Genomic DNA, 21,619 nt, shown 5'->3' on the forward strand with positions numbered 1-21,619 from the left:
ACGATTGTTATGATGCCGTTCTAGTACTGTTGCCTTTTAGGTCAATGGTCTTAAAGTCTGGTACCACTGACTTTTCAAATATTTCTATTTCTTCCTTCAACCATTGCGCAAACAATTGAGATTTAGGTCTTTTTAAGTAGCCTTTTGGCGCACACAAGTAATACGCAAAGTTGGGCTTGATAGCGATATCTCCAATTCGGACCAATTTGCCAGAACGAAAATATTGATGGGCTAAACTGTGTTTTACTAATGCCACGCCTTGAAGTGATAGTGCAGCCTCAAGCACGAGATGTGATCCACTGTATTTTAAGGTAGGCTTTGCTGCGCAGTGACCCAAGGTTGCTAACCACATATTCCAATCAAGATCAGGCCAAACATCTTCAATCAGCTCAGCTTTGCTTAAATCCTCGATGTTATAGATCCCGTGCTCTTTCTGGTACACCGGATGACAAGCAGGATAAAAAGCTTCGTCCATCAGCCATTGTGATTCTAAATTGGGATATTTTCCTAAACCGTAACGAACACATAAATCTATCTGACTATCTTGAAAAGACACCAAATCATTGGTTGGTTCTAATAGCAAGGCGATATCAGGGTGACGCTGGCGAAAAGCCGTAATTTTCGGGACTAACCAATGATGAGCGAAAGAGGGGAGTGTTGATATCGAAAGGTGGTTCGGGTTTGGATCTTGATTGACTAATCTAACCCCTTGCTGCAAATGAGCAAACCCTCTTTCTGCCTGACTAAACAGTAGCTCTCCCTCTGGTGTGAGCACGATTTTTCTGTGCTGACGAACAAATAGGTCCGTGCCTAAGAACTCTTCTAAATGACGAATTTGCTGACTAATGGCCGCTGGCGTAACAAACAGTTCTTTTGCTGCCGTTTTAAAGCTTCCTTCCTTTGCTGCAACGAAAAAGTAATACAAGCCCTGTAAGGGAGGCATTCGATCTTTCACATTAGTTTTCCTTAACTCTATGGCAGATTCTATCGTTTGAGGATATCAGCGTAGTCGCTGATTATTAAGTGGTCAACATTGTATAGGGATCTTTGAAATGGAAAACATGACACACACTTGTGAGCGTACTATACCTACTGCCCATCAGAGCGGGTTACAGTTAATTTATTCTAAACTGGCGGCTTGGAGAAGGAACTATAAGACACGTCGTCACTTGAGAGAGTTACCAAAGCACCTTTGGGACGATATTGGATTAGGTGAAAGGGAGATTAGTTGTGAAGTGAGTAAGCCATTCTGGAGAGAGTAGTCTATGAGTTTGATTCAAGCTCAAAGTTAAGTTGCACTCCCCAATGGTGTTGAGGAGTGCAAGCAAAATTACAAGTCTTCTTCCCACACGACCAATTCATCTTTTGGCCAATTGTGGCCTATCTCATGATACTTTTGTTCGAGCACATGACGTTTAATTTTAAGCGTTGGCGTCAGTACGCCATTTTCTATACTCCAAGGTTCTTTAATCATTAACACACCTTTGATTTGCTCATGAGAGGCGAGTTCTTGATTCATCCTGGCAATAACTTTACGTGTGGTACGTGCGTATCGCTCTCGATCAAAGTTAGGGAAGTCATGTGGCACAACCAAAAGAATCGGAGCGGGTAGCCCTAAACCGATGAGACACATCATCTCTACGCGACTGTACTCGAAAAGCTTTTTCTCGATAGGAACCGGAGAGACAAATTTACCTTTGGCGGTTTTGAAGTTATCTTTTTTACGGCCTTGAATCGTTAGATAACCATCTGAGTCGATAGCGCCGATATCGCCTGTGTGTAGCCAGCCCTCTGAATCAAAAGACTCTTGGGTGGCAATATCATTTTTGTAGTAGCCAGAAAATAGCCCTTTGCCACGCACCATGATTTCATCATCGGCTGCGATTTTTAACTCAATGCCTGGCCCTGCATTACCGACACTACCAATTTTGTCAGCTCTAAATGGGTAGTTGAGCGTGCTGTAGGCAAATGATTCCGTCATCCCCCAAGCCTCTGTAATATCAAGGCCCACTGAGTGGTACCATTCCAACAGCGCTGGCGAGACAGGTGCAGAGCCACAGCCTAATACTCGAGCCTGATCTAAACCTAGACCATCTGCTAGCTTTTTCTTGATCAAAGAATTGACGAATGGGATTTTCAACAGAATATTGAGCTTCTTCTGTGGAAGTTTGTCTTGAATACGTTGCTGGAATAGCGTCCATAATCGTGGGACGGAGATAAACAGAGTTGGTCGGTGCATCTTCACATCTTCGATAAAAGTGTCCAGTGACTCTGGAAATGCTGTTGGCACGCCACCCATAATCGATGAACCGAAGATATAAACACGCTCTGTAATATGAGCGAGCGGTAAATAAGAGAACAATCGGTCGTTTTCTTGGATACCAATATGATTGATCAGTTGCTGAACAGACCAACTGAATGCGCCGTAAGTTAGCATCGCGCCTTTCGGTAACCCTGATGTGCCTGAGGTATACACCAACGACATTAGCTTGTCATCGTAATGCTGCGGACGCTCTTCACTTGGCACTGCATCAGCAATGAGCGCTTGGTATTCGTGCTTACACTTAGGTGCCGTGTCATAAGGTAGAGCGATGCTAATGAGTTCAGGCATAGCATCAATGACTTGCTGAGTTGCTTTGGGATCATCGAGTTTTCCGCCAATGATCGCTTTACTTTCACTATGAGTCACACAGTATTCGATGGTGTCTGCACCGGCGGTAGGAAAGATTGGCACACTGACATAGTCACCAAGCATCATAGCAAGATCGCAAATAAACCATTCTGCACAGTTTTTAGATACTAACGCAACTTTGTCGCCAGGCTTTACACCAAGCGAGCGTAGTGCGCTGACAAGTTTTAAGGCTTGATCTGCAACATCAGAGAATGTGTACTCAACAAACTGTCGGTTAATAATTTGTTTTAGGTAGACCTCATTTGGACGCTCTTGAGCCCATTTGAGGATCATTTCATTTGGTGGTGGGAGAGCGCAACCAGCAGCGCTATTTAGATTCGGCTGATTCATTTTAAGTGACTCCATGTCTTCTCATTGTATTTATAATTGTTAACGCATTGTTAACTTTAGCATGTTAAATCGCGACACGGGAATGCATTTTGATGAAATATGTGGGGAAGATAGCGTTAGTTATGGTTGAAGTCGGAGCGACTCGATCTAAAAAGCAATGTGATTGATGCTACGCAAAAGAGAACAGGCTTTTCAGCTGTTATGTCATACCGACTTCATACTAAGAGCACAGGTAAGCAATTTATTTTATTAATAATATTGCGAAAACATAGAATCTATCCTAATTATTTATTAACTAGTGGCTTAGTGTTGAAGATAAGTATAAATGTCTCCTAATTTCTTCAAAGCGCCAAACTTAAAGGTATGTCGTGGTTTTGAAGTAGCTATACTAATCTTACTTTGGAAAGTTAGGAGCTTCACCTCAAGCTATTGCCTGAGATTACTTGGGTACGATCATCAGCAAAAGGAAAGATGTGATGTTACGGAAGACTTTACTGGGTACCTATCTTTGTAGTTTATTCATTGCGGGGAATGCATATGGTGCTGAAGGAGATGATATTCCTCAGCGCGCCCAAACGGTTGGTGATGTTATTGAGCGCCCAGGCGTTCTCACACCTAAAGGTAAATGGTCATTTGATTCGTCTTTAAGCTATACACAAAACTCTTCAAACAAAGTATCTGTTGTTGGGTATACAGTCTTACCAACTCTGATTGTTGGGCGAATTGAAGTGAGTGATTCGGATAGGACTACAGTAACCGTTGGATTAACTGCTCGGTACGGTTTAACAAACGCCACAGAGTTAGAAGTTAGAGTGCCGTATGTGTATCGTAATGACCAAGTTTCTACGCGCCCCATTCAAGATGGTTCAAACAGTGAAGTAGTAAACACAACGGTGGATGGCGGAGGGCTTGGTGATGTAGAGTTCGCATTGAGGCACCAGTTTAACTTTGAGTCTGCGCCATACTGGGTAGGTGGCCTTAGAGTAAAGTCGGATACAGGACGATCGCCTTATGATGTTTCTATTGAAGATGGAAGCAACTCATTTAGTGATGTCCCTACAGGTTCGGGTTTTTGGAGTTTTGAGCCTAATTTATCTCTTATTCACCCTGTTGATCCTGCGGTCTTGTTCGCTAGTCTAAGTTATATTTATAACTTAGAGGATACTGTTACAGTTGGCGATACAAAAGCTGATGTTGAACTTGGAGACACTATTTCTCTTTCAGGGGGAATGGGGTTTGCGGTGAATCCTGATCTTTCATTCTCTTTAGGACTTAGCCATAAAACTATTTTAAAAAGCAAAGTAAATGGCAGATCGGCAGATGATGCTAAGTTGCTTCAATTAGATGCATTAACTTTTGGTATAAACTATGCCTTTAGTGAACGCTCATCTATCAATGTTAGTGCTCAAGCTGGTCTTACAGAAGATACTCCCGACTTTCAATTAACAGTACGAGTACCTTTTAATTTGTAAAATGGATATTAGGCCCTTGAGTCTTGGGCCTAATTTATCGTTAGCGCCTAGTGTTCGCATTATAAATTGATTGGATTATATTGGATAAAGTAGGTATATATTCTTAAAATGATGGTGGCCTATTGATATATCGAACTTTCTTTTGGTATGTAATCATAGATATCAGTCGTTTCTAATATCAAAGAAGCTTAACGTGACAATTTTTCAGATAAAAATGGAAATGCTCATTGAAGGTGGTTCAATAAGGCGTCTTCTAATTGTTGGTTTGCTTTGATTTCCCGTATTACCCCATTTACTTGAGCATCAATGTCTACGAGCGTGCTAAGTCCAATAATACTGTTATCTTTCGTGTTTTGAATAATATTTATAATACTTGAATTTATAAAGTCTGAACTTATTATATTAGGATTTTGAGACGAAGGCATTTTGGGTGAATCTATAGAATCATCTCCAATAATATTGCCTTCACCAAATTGTATGATGTTAACAATACCCTGGTTGAAAACATCTCCACTTTGATTTTCACTATTTGCGCTAATGTTTTTTAAATTACCATTTTCAATTACTAAGTTGGCAATATTTGTGTTCAAAATATCATCGCCATTTATAGTCGTAGTAATGCTTAATCCAATATTAATAATATACTCGTCCGTAATTTGGAAACCACCTCGATATTCTTCTAAAGATAAATTTGAAAGAGGAGTAAGTTCTTGCAGGCCAACATCTTTAGCATTCACATTAAAATGAGGTATTAGCATACAAAGCACTAACAAAAATTTATTGTAGTTCATAATGTAGGCCTTTCAGGTTGTTAAGTTCTTAAAGTTATTTAAAACAATGTTATATTAATTTTCACCGGAAACTGGGAGAGTAATGCTAAATACCCCTAAGGAATCTCTAGACACTCCTGTTTTTAATGGTGATCTTTGATATACGGTGAAATTATCATTGGTTATAAAGCTAGACCGTCCCATTTCCGCTTCGTTACGGACCAGTAACACAATTCCTTGGTAATATTTTTCAAACTCATCCAGTTTCATTATCATGGTTCCTCTAGAAGGGTCTCCTAGAATAACTGAGTGATTGTTTATACCTCTGATGACAACAAAATGCATATACCCGTCGAAATTAACGAGAGTAATCCCAGGGACGCCGACTTCTTTAATTTTCTCCAGTCCTACTTGAAAGCCGTCAGAACGTAACCCTATGGAATCCAAGTAAAACTTCATATCCAACAAAGAAAAACCTTTCTCTTTGATTTTTTCTTTATCACCTTTTTCAAACATGCTTTTGAAGATATCTTGTTCAGATGACTCTGTTGCATAATGAAAAGTGAGAAGAGAAGCCAGGGCGGCAGAGCCACAGCTGAAGTCATACTGTTGGCGAAAAACATCACCGAACACTATTTCTTTGTAGCTTTTAACAGGAACAGAGTAATGTGCTCGGTAAGGTAGCAGTTCTAATGAAATGGCTGATGCTGAATAAACGAGCATCAGCCAAATTAAGTTATTTAATACTTTCATATTGTTTACTTGAGTGTCAGGTTAACGACGGTAGAGTTCTGGATTAAAACGTTGTTTCCGCTGTTCTGAATTACGTTGGATATACCCGAACTGTCTGCGAACGCTCCACTTGATAGTATATTGTTACCACTCACGGTGTTTGACGCGACATTATCTGACGAAATACCATTGATATCTGATTCTGCATAAACCAAGTCGAGTTCAACATTTTGTCCACCTCTTGATTCATTCATGATATCCAAGCTAACTTCTCCGCCAGATAATGCAATGTCATCAGCGAGTGCAGTGCAGGCAACTATCATACTCAAAGTACAGATTGCCAAACGCATCGCTTTCTCCTACTAGTCGGTTACTCACCCCCAGTAAACACACTTGCATTAGTTGTAACAGATTGTTGTACAAGTGAATTTGAACCAGCATTTTGACCAACGGTAGTAATACCAGCTGCACCACCAAGACCACCAAGGGTGTTCATGTTTTCAACTCGAACTCGAGTATCATCCGCGTTAGTTGCATAAATAACTGATGCACCTGTAACACCACCCATTAGGCTTGAGCTCGCAACAACCATATCTGTATCCATATGGACTTGATTGAAGCTATCAACATTTGTTGAGCTCGAGTCACTTTGATAGTTACTATTGTCGTTAAAGCTGTTCGAGTTTGTTGTGCTTGAATCAGCGTAGCTACGGTTATCACTCTGGTTACGGTTGTCGCTTTGATTACGATTATCGCTGTTATCGTTAAAGCTACTGTTGATACTAGAGTCACTGTTGTCGTTGTTGCTACGTCTTACAGTAGTACTAGAGTCGCTGTTGTCGTTGTGGCTTCTATTTGTGTTAGTACTTGAGTCACTACTATCACTATTTAGGCTCACATCAAGATCAGCACTGGTACTGTTGTCGTTAGCGTTAGACGTACTATTGTCGTTGTGGCTTTGAGCTGTGTTAGTGCTCGAGTTTGAGTTGTCGCTGTTGTTATTAAAGCTGTCATCAACACCAAGAGTTGCACTGTTGTCAGTGTCGCTGTTGTCGTTGAAGCTATGACCAATACCTAGTGACGCACTATTATCGCTGTTGTCGTTGAAGCTATCACCAACACCGAGAGATGCGCTATTGTCACTGTTATCATTGAAGCTGCCAGATAAACCGATATCGGTATTAGCGCTGTCAGTCCATTGCATGTTGTCGTCTCCATCATCGATCTCATTCGCGATTAGAGAGCCACTAAATAAAATTGCTGACATTGCTAAAGCAAGCCCTGTTTTGTTTAGAGTCATAACGATTACTCCATTTCCTGTTATTCCTGATTAAAAATGACTGCACTTAACTTCTTGCTGCTTCCTTCAAATGTTGTGGGAAGCGATGAAATTATAAGAAAGGATCAGTGAAAGCTGTTCTCATTATTGAGAATGATTCAGGCTGGAAGGGAGTATTTAGGTACGTCTATTTAAAGTATTAAAGAAAAAAATAACATAATCATAATGTTATTTTTTGTATTTACTTTAAGTACTCATCAAGTATGAAATGAAGCCAATATAAAGAAGTAATTTGTTCTATTGCACTGAGCGGAGCAGTCATCCATTTTTTATAAATGGCATTTTATCCAATTATTATCTTTATTATTTAATATTATAAATCATATCCTTATGCTAACACAGGTTGAAAAGTATGGATAAAAACACAACAGGTTCATACTTTTTAAGTCTTTTTCGGTGCTGAAAAGCAATGCGATATCATTCTGAAGTGCTATATTTTCTACTTAAAATGAAGATAAATTCTCTTTGCTGCCTCCAATTAATTTTCTAACGGGGGTTGGTGAAACAGGTAAGTTAATGTGGTGGGACTATGGAAAAGAAGCACTTGATACTGCTAGCTGAGAGTAATTTACAAAGTAACTTAATAAAAAAACAGCTGTCTTCCATTCATGATGTCGATGTAAAGATAATGCAACCAGATGAAGTGGTGTTCAGAAGTCACTCACTCAGTATCGATTTGATGTTTATTGATTACGATTTTATGCGTCAGCTTGAAGTACAAGGAAAGTTACCAGATTTTGATCTATTTGGGTGGTCCTTTATGCTTCACAACGTCCCTTGTGAAAAAGTACAAACGGACTTACTGCATTGGAAGTTGTTAAAAGGAATTTTGCTCCGAAGTGCATCAGTGACACATATATGTGATGGCGCGGAATACGTACTGAAAGGTGGGTTGTGGCTACCAAGAATGTACCTAGAGAAGTTAGTCCTCAATTATCGGCATGCAAATTTGTCCGAAGAACAGCAGCATGATGAGTTAACATGCAGAGAAAAACAGATTCTAGAGCTACTTGTGTACGGCATTTCAAATCAACAAATTGCTTCAAGACTTTTTTTATCTGAAAGTACAGTGAAAAGCCATATATACAAGTTGTACAAAAAACTCGATGTCCATTCTCGTCATGATGCAGTTAAGTTGGTAAGAATGAACAATGGCTTAACCGAGAGAAGTTAAGTCATAATTTGTGATGCTCTTTTTATCGGGGTCTGTTCCGTTTTCACTATCTAATCTAAGCAAGGGCACTCGTATTTGAGTGCCCGTGGTTTATCTAGATTCAATAGTTGGCGTATCAGCAGGCTACATCATGCCCGTGACAAGGCCTGCTGCCACAAAAAACACGATCATCCATAGTACCGAAAGGTTGAGCTTTTTGTGTAGATAGAAACCCGCAATCACTAACGCCATGTCGATGGGAGCAACAACTGCGCTGCTAAATACTGGCTGGTAAAGTGCCGCGAGTAGTAACCCTACTACCGAGGCATTTACACCGTTGATGGCGCCGGAGACCAGCGGTTTGCCTGCCAGTGCTTGCCAGTTCTTAAGAACGCCAAGTAGTAAAAGAAACCCAGGGAGGAATACGCCAAGCGTTGCGATCAGAGCGCCTAAAATTGGCGTATCCGAAAGCTCATAACCGATAAAAGTAGCAAAGGTGAACATTGGCCCCGGTACAGCTTGTGCAGCGGCGTAGCCTGTTAAAAATGCATCTTGGCTGAGCTGGTCGCCAACAATGTTTTGCAGAAGCGGCAGAACCACATGACCGCCACCAAACACTAAGCTACCAGCTTGGAAAAAATCACTAAACAGCCCAAGCAAAGGTAACGTATGAGCCACTAACGGTAAGCCGAGTAAAAGCATCGCAAATAGAGCTAATGGCGCGATAGACGGTTTAAACGACTCGGCTGATGGCGCGGAGTCTTTCTTCAGATATCGCATTCCGACAAAACCTGCTGCGATCAACACGAACATTTGCGTCATGATGCTTGGTGCCACCAGCAACGCAATCGCAGTCGCGACGCACAAACCCGCGGTCAGTTTACTTTGGCAGAAGTTTTTGTACATGCCCCAAGTCGCATCCGCCACGACGACGACTGCGAGCAGTTTTAGGCCGTGAACGATGTTTTGGAACACTGCGGTGTCGGTGATTTGGCTGCTCACCATCGCCAGCGCCAACATGATGACCACTGAAGGAAGCGTGAATCCGACAAATGCTGCGCATGCGCCACCTAAACCGCCACGTTTATAGCCTAAAGCAAAGCCAACTTGGCTTGAGCCCGGTCCCGGCAAAAACTGACTGAGCGCGACAATTTGCGCGTACTCGCTGTCATCAAGCCATTTCAGTTTCTCAACAAAGGTTTGGCGAAAATAACCAATATGAGCCGCCGGGCCGCCGAAGCTGAACCAACCCAGCCAGAAAAAAGTTTTGAATATGGTGAACATGTCGAGCCTGTTTATCTAAAAAGCATTGTTGCTAATTTATCGAATGCTCTAAAATGACTCAAATTGATGATTTTAATTTCATCTATGAATGAAATGGGATGAGGATGTTGGAGTGAAAGAGGACATTCAGTGGCGCAACATTGACTTGAACTTATTGGTGACGTTTTCCTACTTGTATCGTTATCGAAGCGTTAGCGTCGCGGCAGAGAAAAGTTACGTTAGCCAGTCGGCGATGAGTCATAGTTTGTCTCGTTTAAGGTTGTTGTTTGACGACCCGCTTTTTGAGCGAAAAGGGCACAAGATGGAGCCCACCGAGCACGCTCACCACATCGCGCCAACTGTGCATCACTTGTTGGATTCTATCGCCAAAGACTTGCTCACTAAGTCTGCCTTCCAACCTGAAAATTACGCGGGTGTATGTCGCATCGGGTTAACGGATTATGCCGAGTTTATCTTTGCTCCTCGGCTTTATGACGAAATACGCCAGCGCGCCCCAGAGGCGCAGATCAGTTTTATTAACGTCAATCGTAGCAACTACGTGGCATTAACTGAGCACGAAAAGCTCGATGTCATTATTGGCAGCATGCCGGTGTTGGATGACAACTTTGAGAGCTTGTACTTGTACACCGAAAAACACGTGTGCATGTGTGATAAACAGGTGTTGAAAGGGGAAACACAGCTGTCTCTGGAAGCGTTCGCGAACATCGAGCAAGCTCTGGTAAGTCCCGATGGGAGCTTAAAGACACAAGTAGACCAAAAGCTCGCAGAACATGGCTTGAGCCGCAAAGTCACCGTGGCGTCGCGCAACTTTCTCACTATTCGGCATCTATTGAAAAAGCGCGTTCTCATTGCCATCGTGCCAGAAAAAATGGCGTTGGCGGAGGGCTTTTCGGACGATCTCATTACTGTTAAGCCGCCGATCGCCGTTGCGGATTTTGATATTGCCATGCTGTGGCATTCCAGCCGAAACAATGAAGACAAAGGCATTTGGCTACGCGAGTTGGTTTCTTCGACCATCACCTCTAAATGATAAACATTTGGGGCACTCATGGTGCTTAGAGTGATTTGTTGTTGAACTTCTTACTACCCGCTGAGTTATCGGCGTTACGCCGAAACAGTACTGATTGTGCAAAATGAATATCTTGGGTTAGGGGGGGATGTTCCAGGTTTAATTCATAAAAGAGATTAATGGAAAAGGTATCATTGAGTTGTACCACGTAGTTTAAGCTCTGTTTGAACGTATACATGAAGAGGGAGTAAGCGTCCATCTCGGTATTTTTCCACTAGTAAGTTCACTCCCTGAGTTCCCATCAACTCAGAGTGAATACGAATTGTAGACAACGGCGGAAAGGTAAAGCGAGCAGTAGGAATATCATTCATACTAATCAGCGTAATATCCTCTGGTATCTTTAAGCCAAATTCATGGATTGCACGTACTATGCCAATCGCGATGGAGTCTGAATCAATGAATACTGCTTTCGGGAAGTCACCTTTGGCTAGCATCTCTTTCGCTAAGTTATAACCGGACAAACTAGAGCAGGCACAATAGTGTATATCATGTTCTGCGACCACGCCTTTTAGATAGCCATAGTCCAAAAACACATTTTCACGAGTGTCAGCTGCGTCGTGCTTGTCTTGACCGCCAATATAACCGATGCGGCGGTGGCCTCGTTGTACAAAGAAATCAACTACTTGCCTACTGATTCGAATAAGGTCGACATCAACGCAATCATAAGGGCAGGTTGGATCTGAAAAGTTTATGTAGCAAATGCTATCGGCTAGACGTTTAGGTAATTTATCTACTACCTTTTGGTCGACATTTCCGACTAAAAGGACACCTGTTATCTTTTTCGTTTCAACATCAATTTCACTGTTATAGCAATTGGTTAGCGTAATACCTAATTTGTCGCATTGCGTTTCAATCCCATGACGAATTGATAAGTAGTAAGGGTCATTCACCTCTGTTTCTTGTTTGTAGTTATATAAGGCTAAAAAGTGATGTTTTTGCTTAACTTCTTTGATGCCATTCTTCGAGCTACTGGTGCGGTACTCCAGTTTTTCTGCAATTTCCAAAATGCGGTATTTGGTTTCTTCTTTAACGCTCAACGTTGGGTCGTTGTTCAAAACCCGCGATACGGTTGCAAGTGAGACGCCCGCTTCAATGGCGATATCTTTTAGCTTTGCCATGTAAATTTCCCGTCGGCACTGCTCACTGCCCAAGTGTGAGCTCAATAATCTGACTATTTTAAACAGCTACTTAGAGATGCACAAACCTTTAGTAAGACAGTCCTAAACACTTTAAATCAGCATATCAAGCCAACTTGTTTTCATGAAATACACTCTATTGAGTAATAAATAAAGCCGTAAACGTAAGGATTATATTGCTGTAAAAATACTGAAAAACGCGACTGGTTTGGAAACTTGCTACTTGTGGTAACTCTAGTACTTAATAGGACTCGAGCTGTTTAGAGTTTAATCAAGCAAACGTTTTATTGTTCATGTTTATGTTTTGTGTCTCATTTTATAAACAAATCAATAGGAAAGTATTCGACTCTATTTATAATCTCCGCGCTTTTAAAAGCTGTCTAACAGTATGAAAAATTAGGAAATTATAATGAAAAAAGTATTGCCATTATTGGCTTTAGGTGCAGTGGTTGCTTCAGCATCAGTTCAAGCAAAAGGTGACTGGTATGTTGGTGCTGATTTGGTAAATTCAGATCTTAAAGTTAAAAGCTTGTCAAAAGATTTTTCTGCGACAGGTCTTAGCCTGGCTGTAGGTAAAGAGCTTCAATATTCAGAAAACTTCAAACTAGCTTTTGAAGGTGAGTACATATACTTTGGCGACTTTGAAGAAACATTTTCTTACATGGGGTGGCCGGTTAAATTTAGTGTTGATGCTTCTGCGTTCAATTTCAATGCGAAGCCTAAATACCAATTTGCAGGTACAGGCTTCTATGTTGGTGCGATTGCTGGCCTTGGTGTAATGAGTGTTTCTTATGAAGTGAAATCATCTAGCACTGTTACCGATGATGGTCGTGATGTAGGCTTTAACTACGGTGTTGAGGCTGGTTATGAGTTTTCTTCAGGTTTGGTTGTATCTGGTGGCTACCGTGCTTCTTCGGTAAGTATTGATGCCGAAAACGGTGGCAGCGAAGATTTTGATTTTGACAGCCTGTACGTTGGCGTTGATTACAAGTTTTAAGATCGCGTAAGCAAAAATATAGATACTAAAAAGGAGCCGCTAGGCTCCTTTTTTGATCAGATTATCAATCAACTCATAATGGTGCTCTTGTACGCCTGCAAGGTTGCCATATTTGGGTTGGTGGCGGTCATTTTCTTTCGCGTGTTGCCAGCCAATGGTGTGACGCACAAAATGCTCTGCAAACGCGTGGGAAACTTCCAAGCAACCTGCCAGTACGGTATCAACATAACTTTGCATGATTGGGCTCTTTGCGCATGGTGGTAGTGGCTCGTCTTTTACGTAAACCCAAATGTCATGTTCTTGGTTAAAGCTCGCATCTGTTTCGATTTGATCTGGCTGAAGTTGAATACGATGATAACCTCGCTCACGGCGATCGAATTCTGCGAGCGCTTCTTCATTTACTTCGAGTAAAACGCCATTAACCTGCCCATCGCCTTGGTTCACAACCAGAGGAGACAGAGTATAGCTGTCATCAATCTTTCCCCAGTAGCGCACCAGTCCATGAGCAATGACGGGAATGGCTTCTCCCGTTTGTCCGGTTAACTTACGCGACGCAGAATTAATCAAACTGCCATAGCCAAATATGTACATTGCCGTTGCATCCCTTAACTGATAGTTGTGCCTCTCATGTTTATACCTAACCCGCATCTGAAGCACAACTTTACCTCTTAAGTATAATCTCAATTATAAACATGTATTTTTTATACATGTTTATGGTAGCATCAATATGTAATTGAGTTAACCAGCATCGAGAGACGCTTGAGGGCAAGATAATGCTGAATATCACCGATAAAAAAGTAGAAGAAAAAATCCCCGCATGGCTGCGATTAGGCTTTCGGCCGTTTTTTCTGTTTGGGGCGATTTACGCCATTGTTGCGATTGCGTTGTGGGTGTGGATGTTCCAAGACGGACAGCCAAACGCATTAGCTGTGCCTGCATTGTGGTGGCATGTACATGAAATGTTGTTCGGTTTTTCGATGGCCATTGTAGTTGGCTTTGTACTGACCGCGGTACAAAACTGGACTGGCATTAATGGTACCAAGCATTACATGCTTCTGGCTTTATTTGGCTTGTGGTTAGTGCCCCGCATCTTGCTTTGGACACCTGCACCGTTATGGTTAACCAGCAGTATTGAAGCGGTATTTTTACTGTTTGTCGCCTATGAGGTGGGCATTCGTGTGTATCGAGCCAAAGGTTGGCGTAATTTGTTTTTCGTTCCACTGTTTCTTTTAGCCATCTTTGCGAACTTTGCAAGCTACGCAACGATAAAAGGTATGCCGCCCTTTAGCTCTTCAGCGGTGTGGCAAGCAATGCTGTGGTGGTTTACCTTGCTGTTGTCAGTGATGGGCGGACGTGTAATTCCATTTTTTACTGCGCGTCGATTTAATTTCGAAAAAGCGCAACCATTGGCTTGGTTAGAGTGGTTCGCGAACTTGCCATTGGTAATGCTATTTGTGCTGAGCTTTTTCCCTGTGACGTTTGCAGAACTAGGTAGTCGTTTGATGCTATTTGCAGGTGTTGCTCAGTTGGTGCGTTTTGTTCGCTGGAAACCTTGGTTAACCCTGAACGAGCCTTTAGTATGGTCGCTGCATGCTGCGTATTTGTGTTTACCACTAAGCTTAATTTTGCGAGGCGTCTGGGGAGATGCATTTGCCAGCCATAACCTCATTCACCTGTTTGCGATAGGTGCGTTAGGCGGTTTGATTTTAGCGATGATTACACGGGTGACGATGGGACATACTGGTCGCATGATCTACAAAGGGCCAAACATGAGCCTTGCGTTTGCAGCGATTACCGCGGCAGCTTTGGTTCGCAGTTTCGCCGTGATCTTTGATCCAGCGAACATGATACTGTGGATTGATATCAGCGGTGGATTATGGATTGTTGCGTTTGGGCTATTTGTGTGGCGCTTTGGTGTGATGCTTGTGACCCCTCGTGTGGATGGTCACCCCGGATAAGATTCTAATGTGAGTAGAGAAAAGAGGAGCCGCGTGCTCCTCTTTTGGTTTTTGTTCTTTATAGGTTTAGTGTTTATTCGTCTTCGTCGTCCGCTTTATTCGTGAGCCCCAAGCGTTTAAATAGCCACCACTCTAGACCAAAAATGACAATTAAGGCGATGCAGAACCAGGTGAATGCCATGGTGGATTCCACGCCTGGCATTCCACCAACATTGATACCGAGTAAACCTGTTAAGAAGCTGGTTGGTAGAAAAATCGTTGCTACCAAAGTAAACAGGTAACTGTTTTTATTGGTTTTCTCATCACGATGATGTTTGATCTCTTCTTGGAAAAGCGCCACTTCTCCAAGATAAAACTCAAGTGTTTCATTTATGCGCGTAATATTATTGTGTGCGAAGCGATATTGATGAGGTCTCAAAGCAATCAATTCTGATTCTGACTCCACAAGATCACGGATAGCGTACTGCTGAGGGCGAATAAAACGCTTGATAGAAATCAGTGCTTTTTGAGTCGCCATATGTTTGTACGTCGACTCATCATTCACGTCGAACTGGTTTAGTGTTTCTTCAATCGTATCAAGGTAAATGTCTATTTTACTGTTTAATCCTTCAATGATCTGATGAAGTAAACTGGCAAGACTTTTTGGGCCTTTGTGTTCCGCTAATGCTTGGCGAATCTCCATGATCGCGCGTGATGGAATTTTACGAGTTGAAATGAGTGCGCCTTGAAAGTAGAGAATTCGAATACTAAGCATATCTTCTGGTGATGCATTGCCGTTCATATTGACGCCTCGTAAAATCAACATGAAGTTCTCGTCATCCAAAGGATGGAAAGATGGTCGACTTTCGTCGGCTAATAGATGATCAACCGTAGCTCGAGGTACTTGGTTTTGCTCCAGCCAACCACGAATATCAGGATGCAGCCGTTCGCAATGGTACCAATGCTTAGCTTGAATTTGCTCTGCCGTGGTGGATTGTTGAGTTGCTTCTGGGGTTGAGAAGTCCCAATGTTCAATCATAAAACCCATTTTCTTTTCCTTGTTTGAGCCGATACCAAAATAACCTCAAGATACTTCTTTCGCGAGAATTGCATTGCCATACAGAGGCAATGCTCTGAGTACGGTACTCTGAAGTCATTGATGCATTATTTTTCAAATGAGTATGATTGTATTTAATGCCAAATGTCTATGAATAGTTGTTCTTATTTGCAATCGAGTGGAGCGCACCAAGGTGTTGTGCTTAAACAACAAAACAAAAAGCCTGCAACTAAGCAGGCTTTATTGTGGGGGGAGGGAGGGGAGCTGTTAGCCAACTTGAGAAAGATTAACCACTTTCTGTTGTAGCTTTTTCTTTAAATAGTCCGTTAAGGCCTGTTTTTCTTCCTCGTTCATGTAAAGACCAAGCTTAGTACGGCGCCATAAAATGTCTTCATCGGTCATTGCCATTTCATGGTTCATTAAGTAATCGATCTCACGTTGGTAAACACCACCGGCTTGTGTCGAGAACGCTTGTCCTAAGTCAGCTTCACTTGTTGTACCTTCCATTAAGTTCCACGTTTGGGTACCAAACTGAGTGACATAACGAAGAATCAATGCTTCTGGCGCCCAAGTGTATTTAGCATGAATTTGTTTCGCTAATTGTTCACGACTACAGCTGAAGTTACCACCAGGAAGGGTTTGGTTGGCCGTCCAGTCTTTACCCATTTCAGGTAGGAACGGAGCAAGTTTCTTCATTGCTGCTTCACCTAACTTACGGTAGGTCGTTAACTTACCACCAAAAACAGAAAGCAGAGGTGCATGGTCGTATTCCGCATCGAGCTCTAGCGTGTAGTCTCGTGTGATTGCTTGCGGAGAGTCAGATTCATCGTCACATAAAGGACGAACACCGCTGTATGTCCAAACCACATCTTCGCGAGTCAGCTGGTGGACAAAGTGTTGGTTTACGATATCAATGAGGTAATCGACTTCGTCATCTGAGATCGACACTTCGCGTGGGTCACCTTTGTATTCCACATCTGTTGTACCAATGATTGAGAACTTATCTAAGTAAGGAATCATAAATACGATGCGATTGTCTTTGTTTTGAAGGATGTAGGCTTGCGGTTCGTTGTGGATACGAGGGACAACGATGTGCGAGCCTTTGATTAAGCGAATGTTACGAGGAGAGGCTTGCTCTAATCCATCATCAAAGAACTGTTTTACCCAAGGACCAGCTGCATTGACTAATGCTTTAGCTTTACGTTCGAAACGTTGGTCTGTCATCACATCGTGAATAGTAACGTGCCAGATACCACCTTCACGGTGTGCTTTTTCCACGCGGCAGTAGTTACGCACTTCAGCATGGTTTTCGCGAGCCGCAAGAACGTTCAGTAATACTAAACGCGCATCATCAACCCAACAGTCAGAGTATTCGAAACCCGTTTTCATCTCTGGTTTTAGCAAGCCAGATTTCGCAAGGTTGACAGTTTTACTGCCTTGCAGCGTCGTACGTTTACCCAAATTATCGTAAAGGAAAAGGCCACAACGAATCATCCAAGCTGGGCGTAGGAATGGGCGATGCGGTAAACGGAAACGCATTGGTAATGCGACGTGTGGTGCTTTACGAAGAATAACCTCACGCTCTGCGAGCGCTTCCGAAACTAAACGAAACTCGTAGTGTTCAAGGTAGCGTAAACCGCCGTGTATCAGTTTAGAACTTGCTGAAGAAGTCGCAGATGCGAAGTCATTTGCTTCGTATAAGCCAACACTCAAACCTCGGCCAGCTGCGTCTGCTGCAATACCAGCTCCGTTAATGCCGCCACCGATTACGATCAAGTCTAAGGTAGTGGATGAGCTAGTAGTGGAAGCATTATTTTGTATACTCATAAATTTGACCTCTTGGTGAGCGAACGAGCATTTTAGAACATAATGTAATCCTAGCTCAGGTTTCGTTTGTGATCATCTATTATTTTCGTTTGTGAGCGTTTTGTGTGATTTAGACACAAAAAAAACCTCTGTCTAATTAAGACAGAGGTCATTTGAGGGGGAATTATACGATTGACGTTACTCGTTTTCGGAGTTTGATTCGTTAGCTTCAACCACTTCAAGTGGGATAGAAGCTTCCTTCAAAATTGACAAGATTTCTTCTGGTGGCTGCTTATTGGTAAAGATCATGTTGAGCTGTGCAATATTGCCTAGTTTCACCATAGCATTGCGCCCGAACTTGGTGTGGTCTACGGCAAGAAATACACTACGGCTATTGTCAATGATCGCTTGTTTTACCCGGACTTCGTGGTAATCAAAGTCTAATAGCGAGCCATCGAAGTCGATACCGCTAATGCCGAGAATACCAAAGTCGAGACGGAACTGTTTAACGAAATCGAGGGTAGCCTCGCCAACAATACCGCCGTCTCTGCTGCGGACTTCTCCACCCGCTAAGATGACTTTGATTTCAGGGTTAGGGAAAAGAATGGTCGCAACATTGATGTTGTTGGTGACAACACGCAACTGTTTATGGTTTTTATTGAGCGCTCGCGCAACTGCTTCTGGTGTGGTGCCGATATCGATGAATAGTGTGGCACCATCTGGAATGTGTTTGACTACCTCGTCTGCAATGACATCTTTTTCATTGAAGTTGAGCGCTTTACGCGTGTTGTAAGATGTGTTTTCAGAACTGAGAGGAATAGTGGCTCCACCGTGATAACGACGAATTTTGTTGTCATCGGCGAGTTCATTGAGATCGCGTCGGATGGTTTGTGGGCTGACATTGAATCTTTCTACCAACTCATCCGTGCTGACATAGCCTTGTTTTTTCACCAGCTCAACAATCTGCTGGTGTCGAGGTATTTGCTTCACTTACCACTCCCTTGTGCATTGGTAACGGCCAATGCTTCAAATTCGAAGCTCTATTGTGCTCGAATTTGCTCGTTGTGAGAAGTAAGCGAGTTCAGGAATCGGGGATAAAGCGCAAAAAGAGCGCACAAATGGCGCTCTTTTTTTCTTATGGAGATGAGATTAATCTTCTTCGTCGTGAAGTTCAGACCAGGTTTGTGCACATTTCACTGCACGTTTCCAGCCCTTGTAACGACGATTGCGTTTTTCTTCATCATCGTGTGGCTCAAAGGTGCGATCAAGTACCGCTTTATTCTGCAACTCATCAATGCTATCCCAGTAACCAACGGCAAGGCCGGCAAGGTAGGCTGCACCAAGAGCGGTAACCTCAGTTACTTGAGGGCGGTGTACTTCTGTGTTCAATACATCGGATTGGAATTGCATGAGGAAGTTGTTCGCTACTGCACCACCATCGACGCGAAGGTTCGCAAGCTTAATGCCTGAGTCAGCTTGCATCGCATCCAGTACGTCACGAGTTTGATAAGCGATGCCTTCTAATGTTGCACGGATGATATGGTTTGAATTCACGCCGCGAGTAAGGCCGACAATCGTGCCACGTGCGTAGGCATCCCAGTATGGTGCGCCTAAACCAGTAAATGCAGGCACGACATAAACGCCGTTTGATGTATCCACTTTTGTCGCGAAGTATTCAGAGTCTTCTGCACCGTTTAGGATTTTTAATTCATCACGTAGCCATTGGATAGAAGCTCCACCCATGAATACGGCACCTTCAAGTGCATAAGCTGGTTCGCCTGCAGGACCACAAGCCAAAGTTGTTAGAAGACCATGTGTCGAAGTGACTTTTTCTTGGCCCGTATTCATTAGCAAGAAACAACCCGTGCCGTAAGTGTTTTTCGCCTGACCCGCTTCAACACACATTTGGCCGTAAAGCGCCGCTTGTTGGTCACCTGCAATTCCAGAAATAGGAATACGAGTACCGCCTTTACCACCGATGTTGGTTTTACCGTAAATTTCCGATGAGCGCTTCACTTCTGGCATCATAGATGCTGGGATGCCAAGCTCATCTAACATTTTTTGATCCCAACATAGATCGTTGATGTTAAACAGCATGGTACGCGATGCGTTAGTGTAGTCGGTTACGTGAACGCGACCTTGAGTCATCTTCCAAACTAACCAAGTATCGACAGTACCAAACAACAGCTTACCTGCTTCTGCGTCTTCTCGTGCGCCTTCAACATTGTCCAGAATCCATTTAACTTTGGTACCGGAGAAGTAAGGGTCAAGCACCAAACCAGTGTTGTCACGTACATAGTTTTCGAGACCGCGTGCTTTTAAATCTTCACAGATATCAGCAGTACGGCGACATTGCCATACGATCGCATTGTAAACGGGTTTACCGGTTTCTTTGTTCCAGACGATAGTCGTTTCACGCTGGTTAGTAATACCGATAGCCGCTAATTGGTCGCTACGGATACCAGACTTAGCTAGAGCTTCTACTAAGGTAGAGCTTTGTGTTGCCCAGATCTCCATTGGATCATGTTCAACCCAACCAGCTTCTGGATAAATCTGAGTAAATTCGCGTTGCGCGACGCTTACGATGTTCGCATCGTGATCAAGAATCACTGCGCGAGAGCTTGTTGTACCTTGGTCTAGGGCAACAATGTATTTTTGCTCAGTCATGGTAAGAATCCTTTTGTTTCGTTATTTATATTTTAGTAAATGTTCGAGTTACGTCAGTTTTAAGCTCTAGCTTCTTCTGTTTCTTCTTCCGTCTCACATTGGTTTGGAATCGTGCAACCGTGGCCTTGTTGTGGAAGGTAAGCGGCAATCGCTTTTGGATACAACCAACCACCAAAACACGCACCTGCAATCGGAGCAAGTAAAGGCACGATAAAGTAAGGAATGTCTTTAGCACCTGTCAGAGCGTAATCCCAACCTGCGAAGTAAGCGAACAGCTTCGGTCCAAAGTCACGAGCGGGGTTCATCGCAAAGCCTGTTAGTGGGCCAAGTGAACCACCGATGACGGCAATCAAAATACCGATCAATAGAGGGTTCATTGCGCCACGTGCCGCGCCGTTATTTTCATCGCCCAGAGCCAGAATCGCAAACATCAGCACAGCAGTGATAACGAATTCCACAGCAAAAGCACCAAAGAAAGAGAGGGAGGCATGCGGATAGGTTGAGAAGATACCAGCAGTTGCTAGTGCATCTTGGCTGCTGCGAACGAAGTTATGAGCGATTTCGTAGTCGGTGAAAAGGTTGCTGTATAAGCTGTATACCAATGCAGCAGAACAGAATGCCCCAAGCATTTGAGCGATAATGTATGGCACCACTTTCGCCTTATCAAAACCATGGAACATAGCAAGTGCGATGGTAACGGCAGGGTTGATGTGTGCACCAGAGACGCCAGCCGTACAGTAAATAGCGATGGCGACACCGAAGCCCCATACAATACTGATTTCCCATTGTCCAAATGATGCGCCTGTTAGAACTAAGGCTGCAACACAGCCTACGCCGAAGAAAATAAGTAGTCCTGTACCGATAAACTCGGCCAAACATTCTCCAAGCAGAGAGGGGTGTTTGTTCGTTGTCATGTTAAAAGTCCTTTGATCATTTTTGCCTGTCTAGCACGATACTATTGTGCATATATAAACGTTTGCGAAAACAAACGAGCGTTAAAAATGAGCGTTTGAGCATAAATTTGTTAATCAAAGTCTTCGTTTTTGTTAAATGGCGCATCTTTTAACCGGAAAAGAACACAACGAAAATAATTTATTTGTCACGAGGCCAGTGTTGAGAGCGCTCAAATTACCGATGTGAAAAAGAATGCACAACTGGTAAGAGGAGTTTTGTGAAGC

The 21,619-nt window shown here is 42.9% G+C and carries 20 protein-coding genes; 6 read left to right on the plus strand and 14 right to left on the minus strand.

The genetic code is table 11. The annotated features are described in order from the left end of the window. Nucleotides 1–7 precede the first annotated feature (7 nt). Nucleotides 8–955, minus strand: coding sequence for a LysR substrate-binding domain-containing protein (locus tag R7Z50_RS11680; RefSeq protein ID WP_171344508.1), 948 nt, complete (start codon nucleotides 953–955; stop codon nucleotides 8–10). 106 nt (nucleotides 956–1,061) lie between these two features. Here R7Z50_RS11680 and R7Z50_RS11685 point away from each other — a divergent pair, with 106 nt between their 5' ends. Next, a complete protein-coding gene (locus tag R7Z50_RS11685) occupies nucleotides 1,062–1,262 on the plus strand; it encodes a DUF1127 domain-containing protein (protein WP_224721253.1) in 201 nt (66 codons plus the stop codon). A gap of 68 nt (nucleotides 1,263–1,330) precedes the next feature. Here R7Z50_RS11685 and R7Z50_RS11690 read toward each other — a convergent pair whose 3' ends face one another. Further along, nucleotides 1,331–3,022, minus strand: a complete 1,692-nt coding sequence (locus R7Z50_RS11690; RefSeq protein ID WP_031779037.1) for an AMP-binding protein — start codon at nucleotides 3,020–3,022, stop codon at nucleotides 1,331–1,333. Nucleotides 3,023–3,498: 476 nt separating this feature from the next. Between R7Z50_RS11690 and R7Z50_RS11695 the strand changes: the two genes are divergently transcribed. Then, nucleotides 3,499–4,494, plus strand: coding sequence for a transporter (locus tag R7Z50_RS11695; protein WP_005380160.1), 996 nt, complete (start codon nucleotides 3,499–3,501; stop codon nucleotides 4,492–4,494). Between the two features lie 224 nt (nucleotides 4,495–4,718). Here the strand turns inward: R7Z50_RS11695 and R7Z50_RS11700 are convergent, their stop codons facing one another. The 4 genes from R7Z50_RS11700 to R7Z50_RS11715 are packed head-to-tail and all read right to left on the minus strand — an operon-like array spanning nucleotide 4,719 to nucleotide 7,296. Beyond that, nucleotides 4,719–5,285 (minus strand): hypothetical protein, encoded by a 567-nt coding sequence (locus tag R7Z50_RS11700; RefSeq protein WP_025768212.1) that lies wholly within the window; start codon nucleotides 5,283–5,285, stop codon nucleotides 4,719–4,721. 54 nt (nucleotides 5,286–5,339) lie between these two features. Continuing rightward, a complete protein-coding gene (locus tag R7Z50_RS11705) occupies nucleotides 5,340–6,017 on the minus strand; it encodes a C39 family peptidase (RefSeq protein ID WP_005380165.1) in 678 nt (225 codons plus the stop codon). Between the two features lie 5 nt (nucleotides 6,018–6,022). Further along, nucleotides 6,023–6,346, minus strand: a complete 324-nt coding sequence (locus R7Z50_RS11710) for a hypothetical protein (protein ID WP_005380167.1) — start codon at nucleotides 6,344–6,346, stop codon at nucleotides 6,023–6,025. A gap of 20 nt (nucleotides 6,347–6,366) precedes the next feature. After that, nucleotides 6,367–7,296, minus strand: coding sequence for a hypothetical protein (locus tag R7Z50_RS11715; protein WP_005391691.1), 930 nt, complete (start codon nucleotides 7,294–7,296; stop codon nucleotides 6,367–6,369). 568 nt (nucleotides 7,297–7,864) lie between these two features. On the opposite strand from R7Z50_RS11715, the gene R7Z50_RS11720 reads away from it, so the two are divergent. Further along, the gene (locus tag R7Z50_RS11720; RefSeq protein ID WP_005380169.1) at nucleotides 7,865–8,509 is read left to right on the plus strand and encodes a helix-turn-helix transcriptional regulator; all 645 of its coding nucleotides are present in this window, start codon (nucleotides 7,865–7,867) and stop codon (nucleotides 8,507–8,509) included. 123 nt (nucleotides 8,510–8,632) lie between these two features. Here R7Z50_RS11720 and chrA read toward each other — a convergent pair whose 3' ends face one another. Then, nucleotides 8,633–9,772: a chromate efflux transporter gene (gene chrA / locus R7Z50_RS11725; RefSeq protein WP_005380170.1), complete on the minus strand. Its 1,140-nt coding sequence runs from the start codon at nucleotides 9,770–9,772 to the stop codon at nucleotides 8,633–8,635. Nucleotides 9,773–9,884: 112 nt separating this feature from the next. On the opposite strand from chrA, the gene R7Z50_RS11730 reads away from it, so the two are divergent. Then, nucleotides 9,885–10,802 (plus strand): LysR family transcriptional regulator, encoded by a 918-nt coding sequence (locus tag R7Z50_RS11730; RefSeq protein ID WP_411979501.1) that lies wholly within the window; start codon nucleotides 9,885–9,887, stop codon nucleotides 10,800–10,802. A 170-nt stretch (nucleotides 10,803–10,972) separates the two neighbouring features. Here R7Z50_RS11730 and ebgR read toward each other — a convergent pair whose 3' ends face one another. Continuing rightward, complete coding sequence (ebgR, locus tag R7Z50_RS11735; RefSeq protein WP_318149090.1) at nucleotides 10,973–11,959, minus strand: transcriptional regulator EbgR; 987 nt, start codon at nucleotides 11,957–11,959, stop codon at nucleotides 10,973–10,975. Between the two features lie 427 nt (nucleotides 11,960–12,386). Between ebgR and R7Z50_RS11740 the strand changes: the two genes are divergently transcribed. After that, a complete protein-coding gene (locus tag R7Z50_RS11740) occupies nucleotides 12,387–12,974 on the plus strand; it encodes an outer membrane beta-barrel protein (RefSeq protein ID WP_005391699.1) in 588 nt (195 codons plus the stop codon). A gap of 39 nt (nucleotides 12,975–13,013) precedes the next feature. On the opposite strand, the gene R7Z50_RS11745 is transcribed toward R7Z50_RS11740, so the two are convergent. Continuing rightward, nucleotides 13,014–13,565: a gamma-glutamylcyclotransferase family protein gene (locus tag R7Z50_RS11745; protein ID WP_005391700.1), complete on the minus strand. Its 552-nt coding sequence runs from the start codon at nucleotides 13,563–13,565 to the stop codon at nucleotides 13,014–13,016. Nucleotides 13,566–13,747: 182 nt separating this feature from the next. Here R7Z50_RS11745 and R7Z50_RS11750 point away from each other — a divergent pair, with 182 nt between their 5' ends. Further along, complete coding sequence (locus R7Z50_RS11750; RefSeq protein ID WP_318149091.1) at nucleotides 13,748–14,932, plus strand: NnrS family protein; 1,185 nt, start codon at nucleotides 13,748–13,750, stop codon at nucleotides 14,930–14,932. A 73-nt stretch (nucleotides 14,933–15,005) separates the two neighbouring features. Here the strand turns inward: R7Z50_RS11750 and R7Z50_RS11755 are convergent, their stop codons facing one another. From R7Z50_RS11755 to R7Z50_RS11775, 5 genes are all read right to left on the minus strand, one after another. Further along, the gene (locus R7Z50_RS11755) at nucleotides 15,006–15,959 is read right to left on the minus strand and encodes a CorA family divalent cation transporter (protein ID WP_005391702.1); all 954 of its coding nucleotides are present in this window, start codon (nucleotides 15,957–15,959) and stop codon (nucleotides 15,006–15,008) included. Between the two features lie 276 nt (nucleotides 15,960–16,235). Continuing rightward, nucleotides 16,236–17,795 carry a glycerol-3-phosphate dehydrogenase gene (gene glpD, locus R7Z50_RS11760; protein ID WP_047102634.1) on the minus strand — a complete coding sequence of 520 codons (1,560 nt, stop codon included), beginning with the start codon at nucleotides 17,793–17,795 and terminating at the stop codon, nucleotides 16,236–16,238. Nucleotides 17,796–17,972: 177 nt separating this feature from the next. Further along, on the minus strand, nucleotides 17,973–18,764 hold the full coding sequence (locus R7Z50_RS11765; RefSeq protein ID WP_005380192.1) for a DeoR/GlpR family transcriptional regulator: 792 nt from the start codon (nucleotides 18,762–18,764) through the stop codon (nucleotides 17,973–17,975). A gap of 159 nt (nucleotides 18,765–18,923) precedes the next feature. Next, nucleotides 18,924–20,441, minus strand: coding sequence for a glycerol kinase GlpK (gene glpK, locus R7Z50_RS11770; RefSeq protein ID WP_005380193.1), 1,518 nt, complete (start codon nucleotides 20,439–20,441; stop codon nucleotides 18,924–18,926). A 59-nt stretch (nucleotides 20,442–20,500) separates the two neighbouring features. Beyond that, complete coding sequence (locus R7Z50_RS11775; protein ID WP_005380195.1) at nucleotides 20,501–21,355, minus strand: MIP/aquaporin family protein; 855 nt, start codon at nucleotides 21,353–21,355, stop codon at nucleotides 20,501–20,503. Nucleotides 21,356–21,619: the final 264 nt, after the last annotated feature.

The organism is Vibrio sp. 1249-1, from assembly GCF_033340495.1.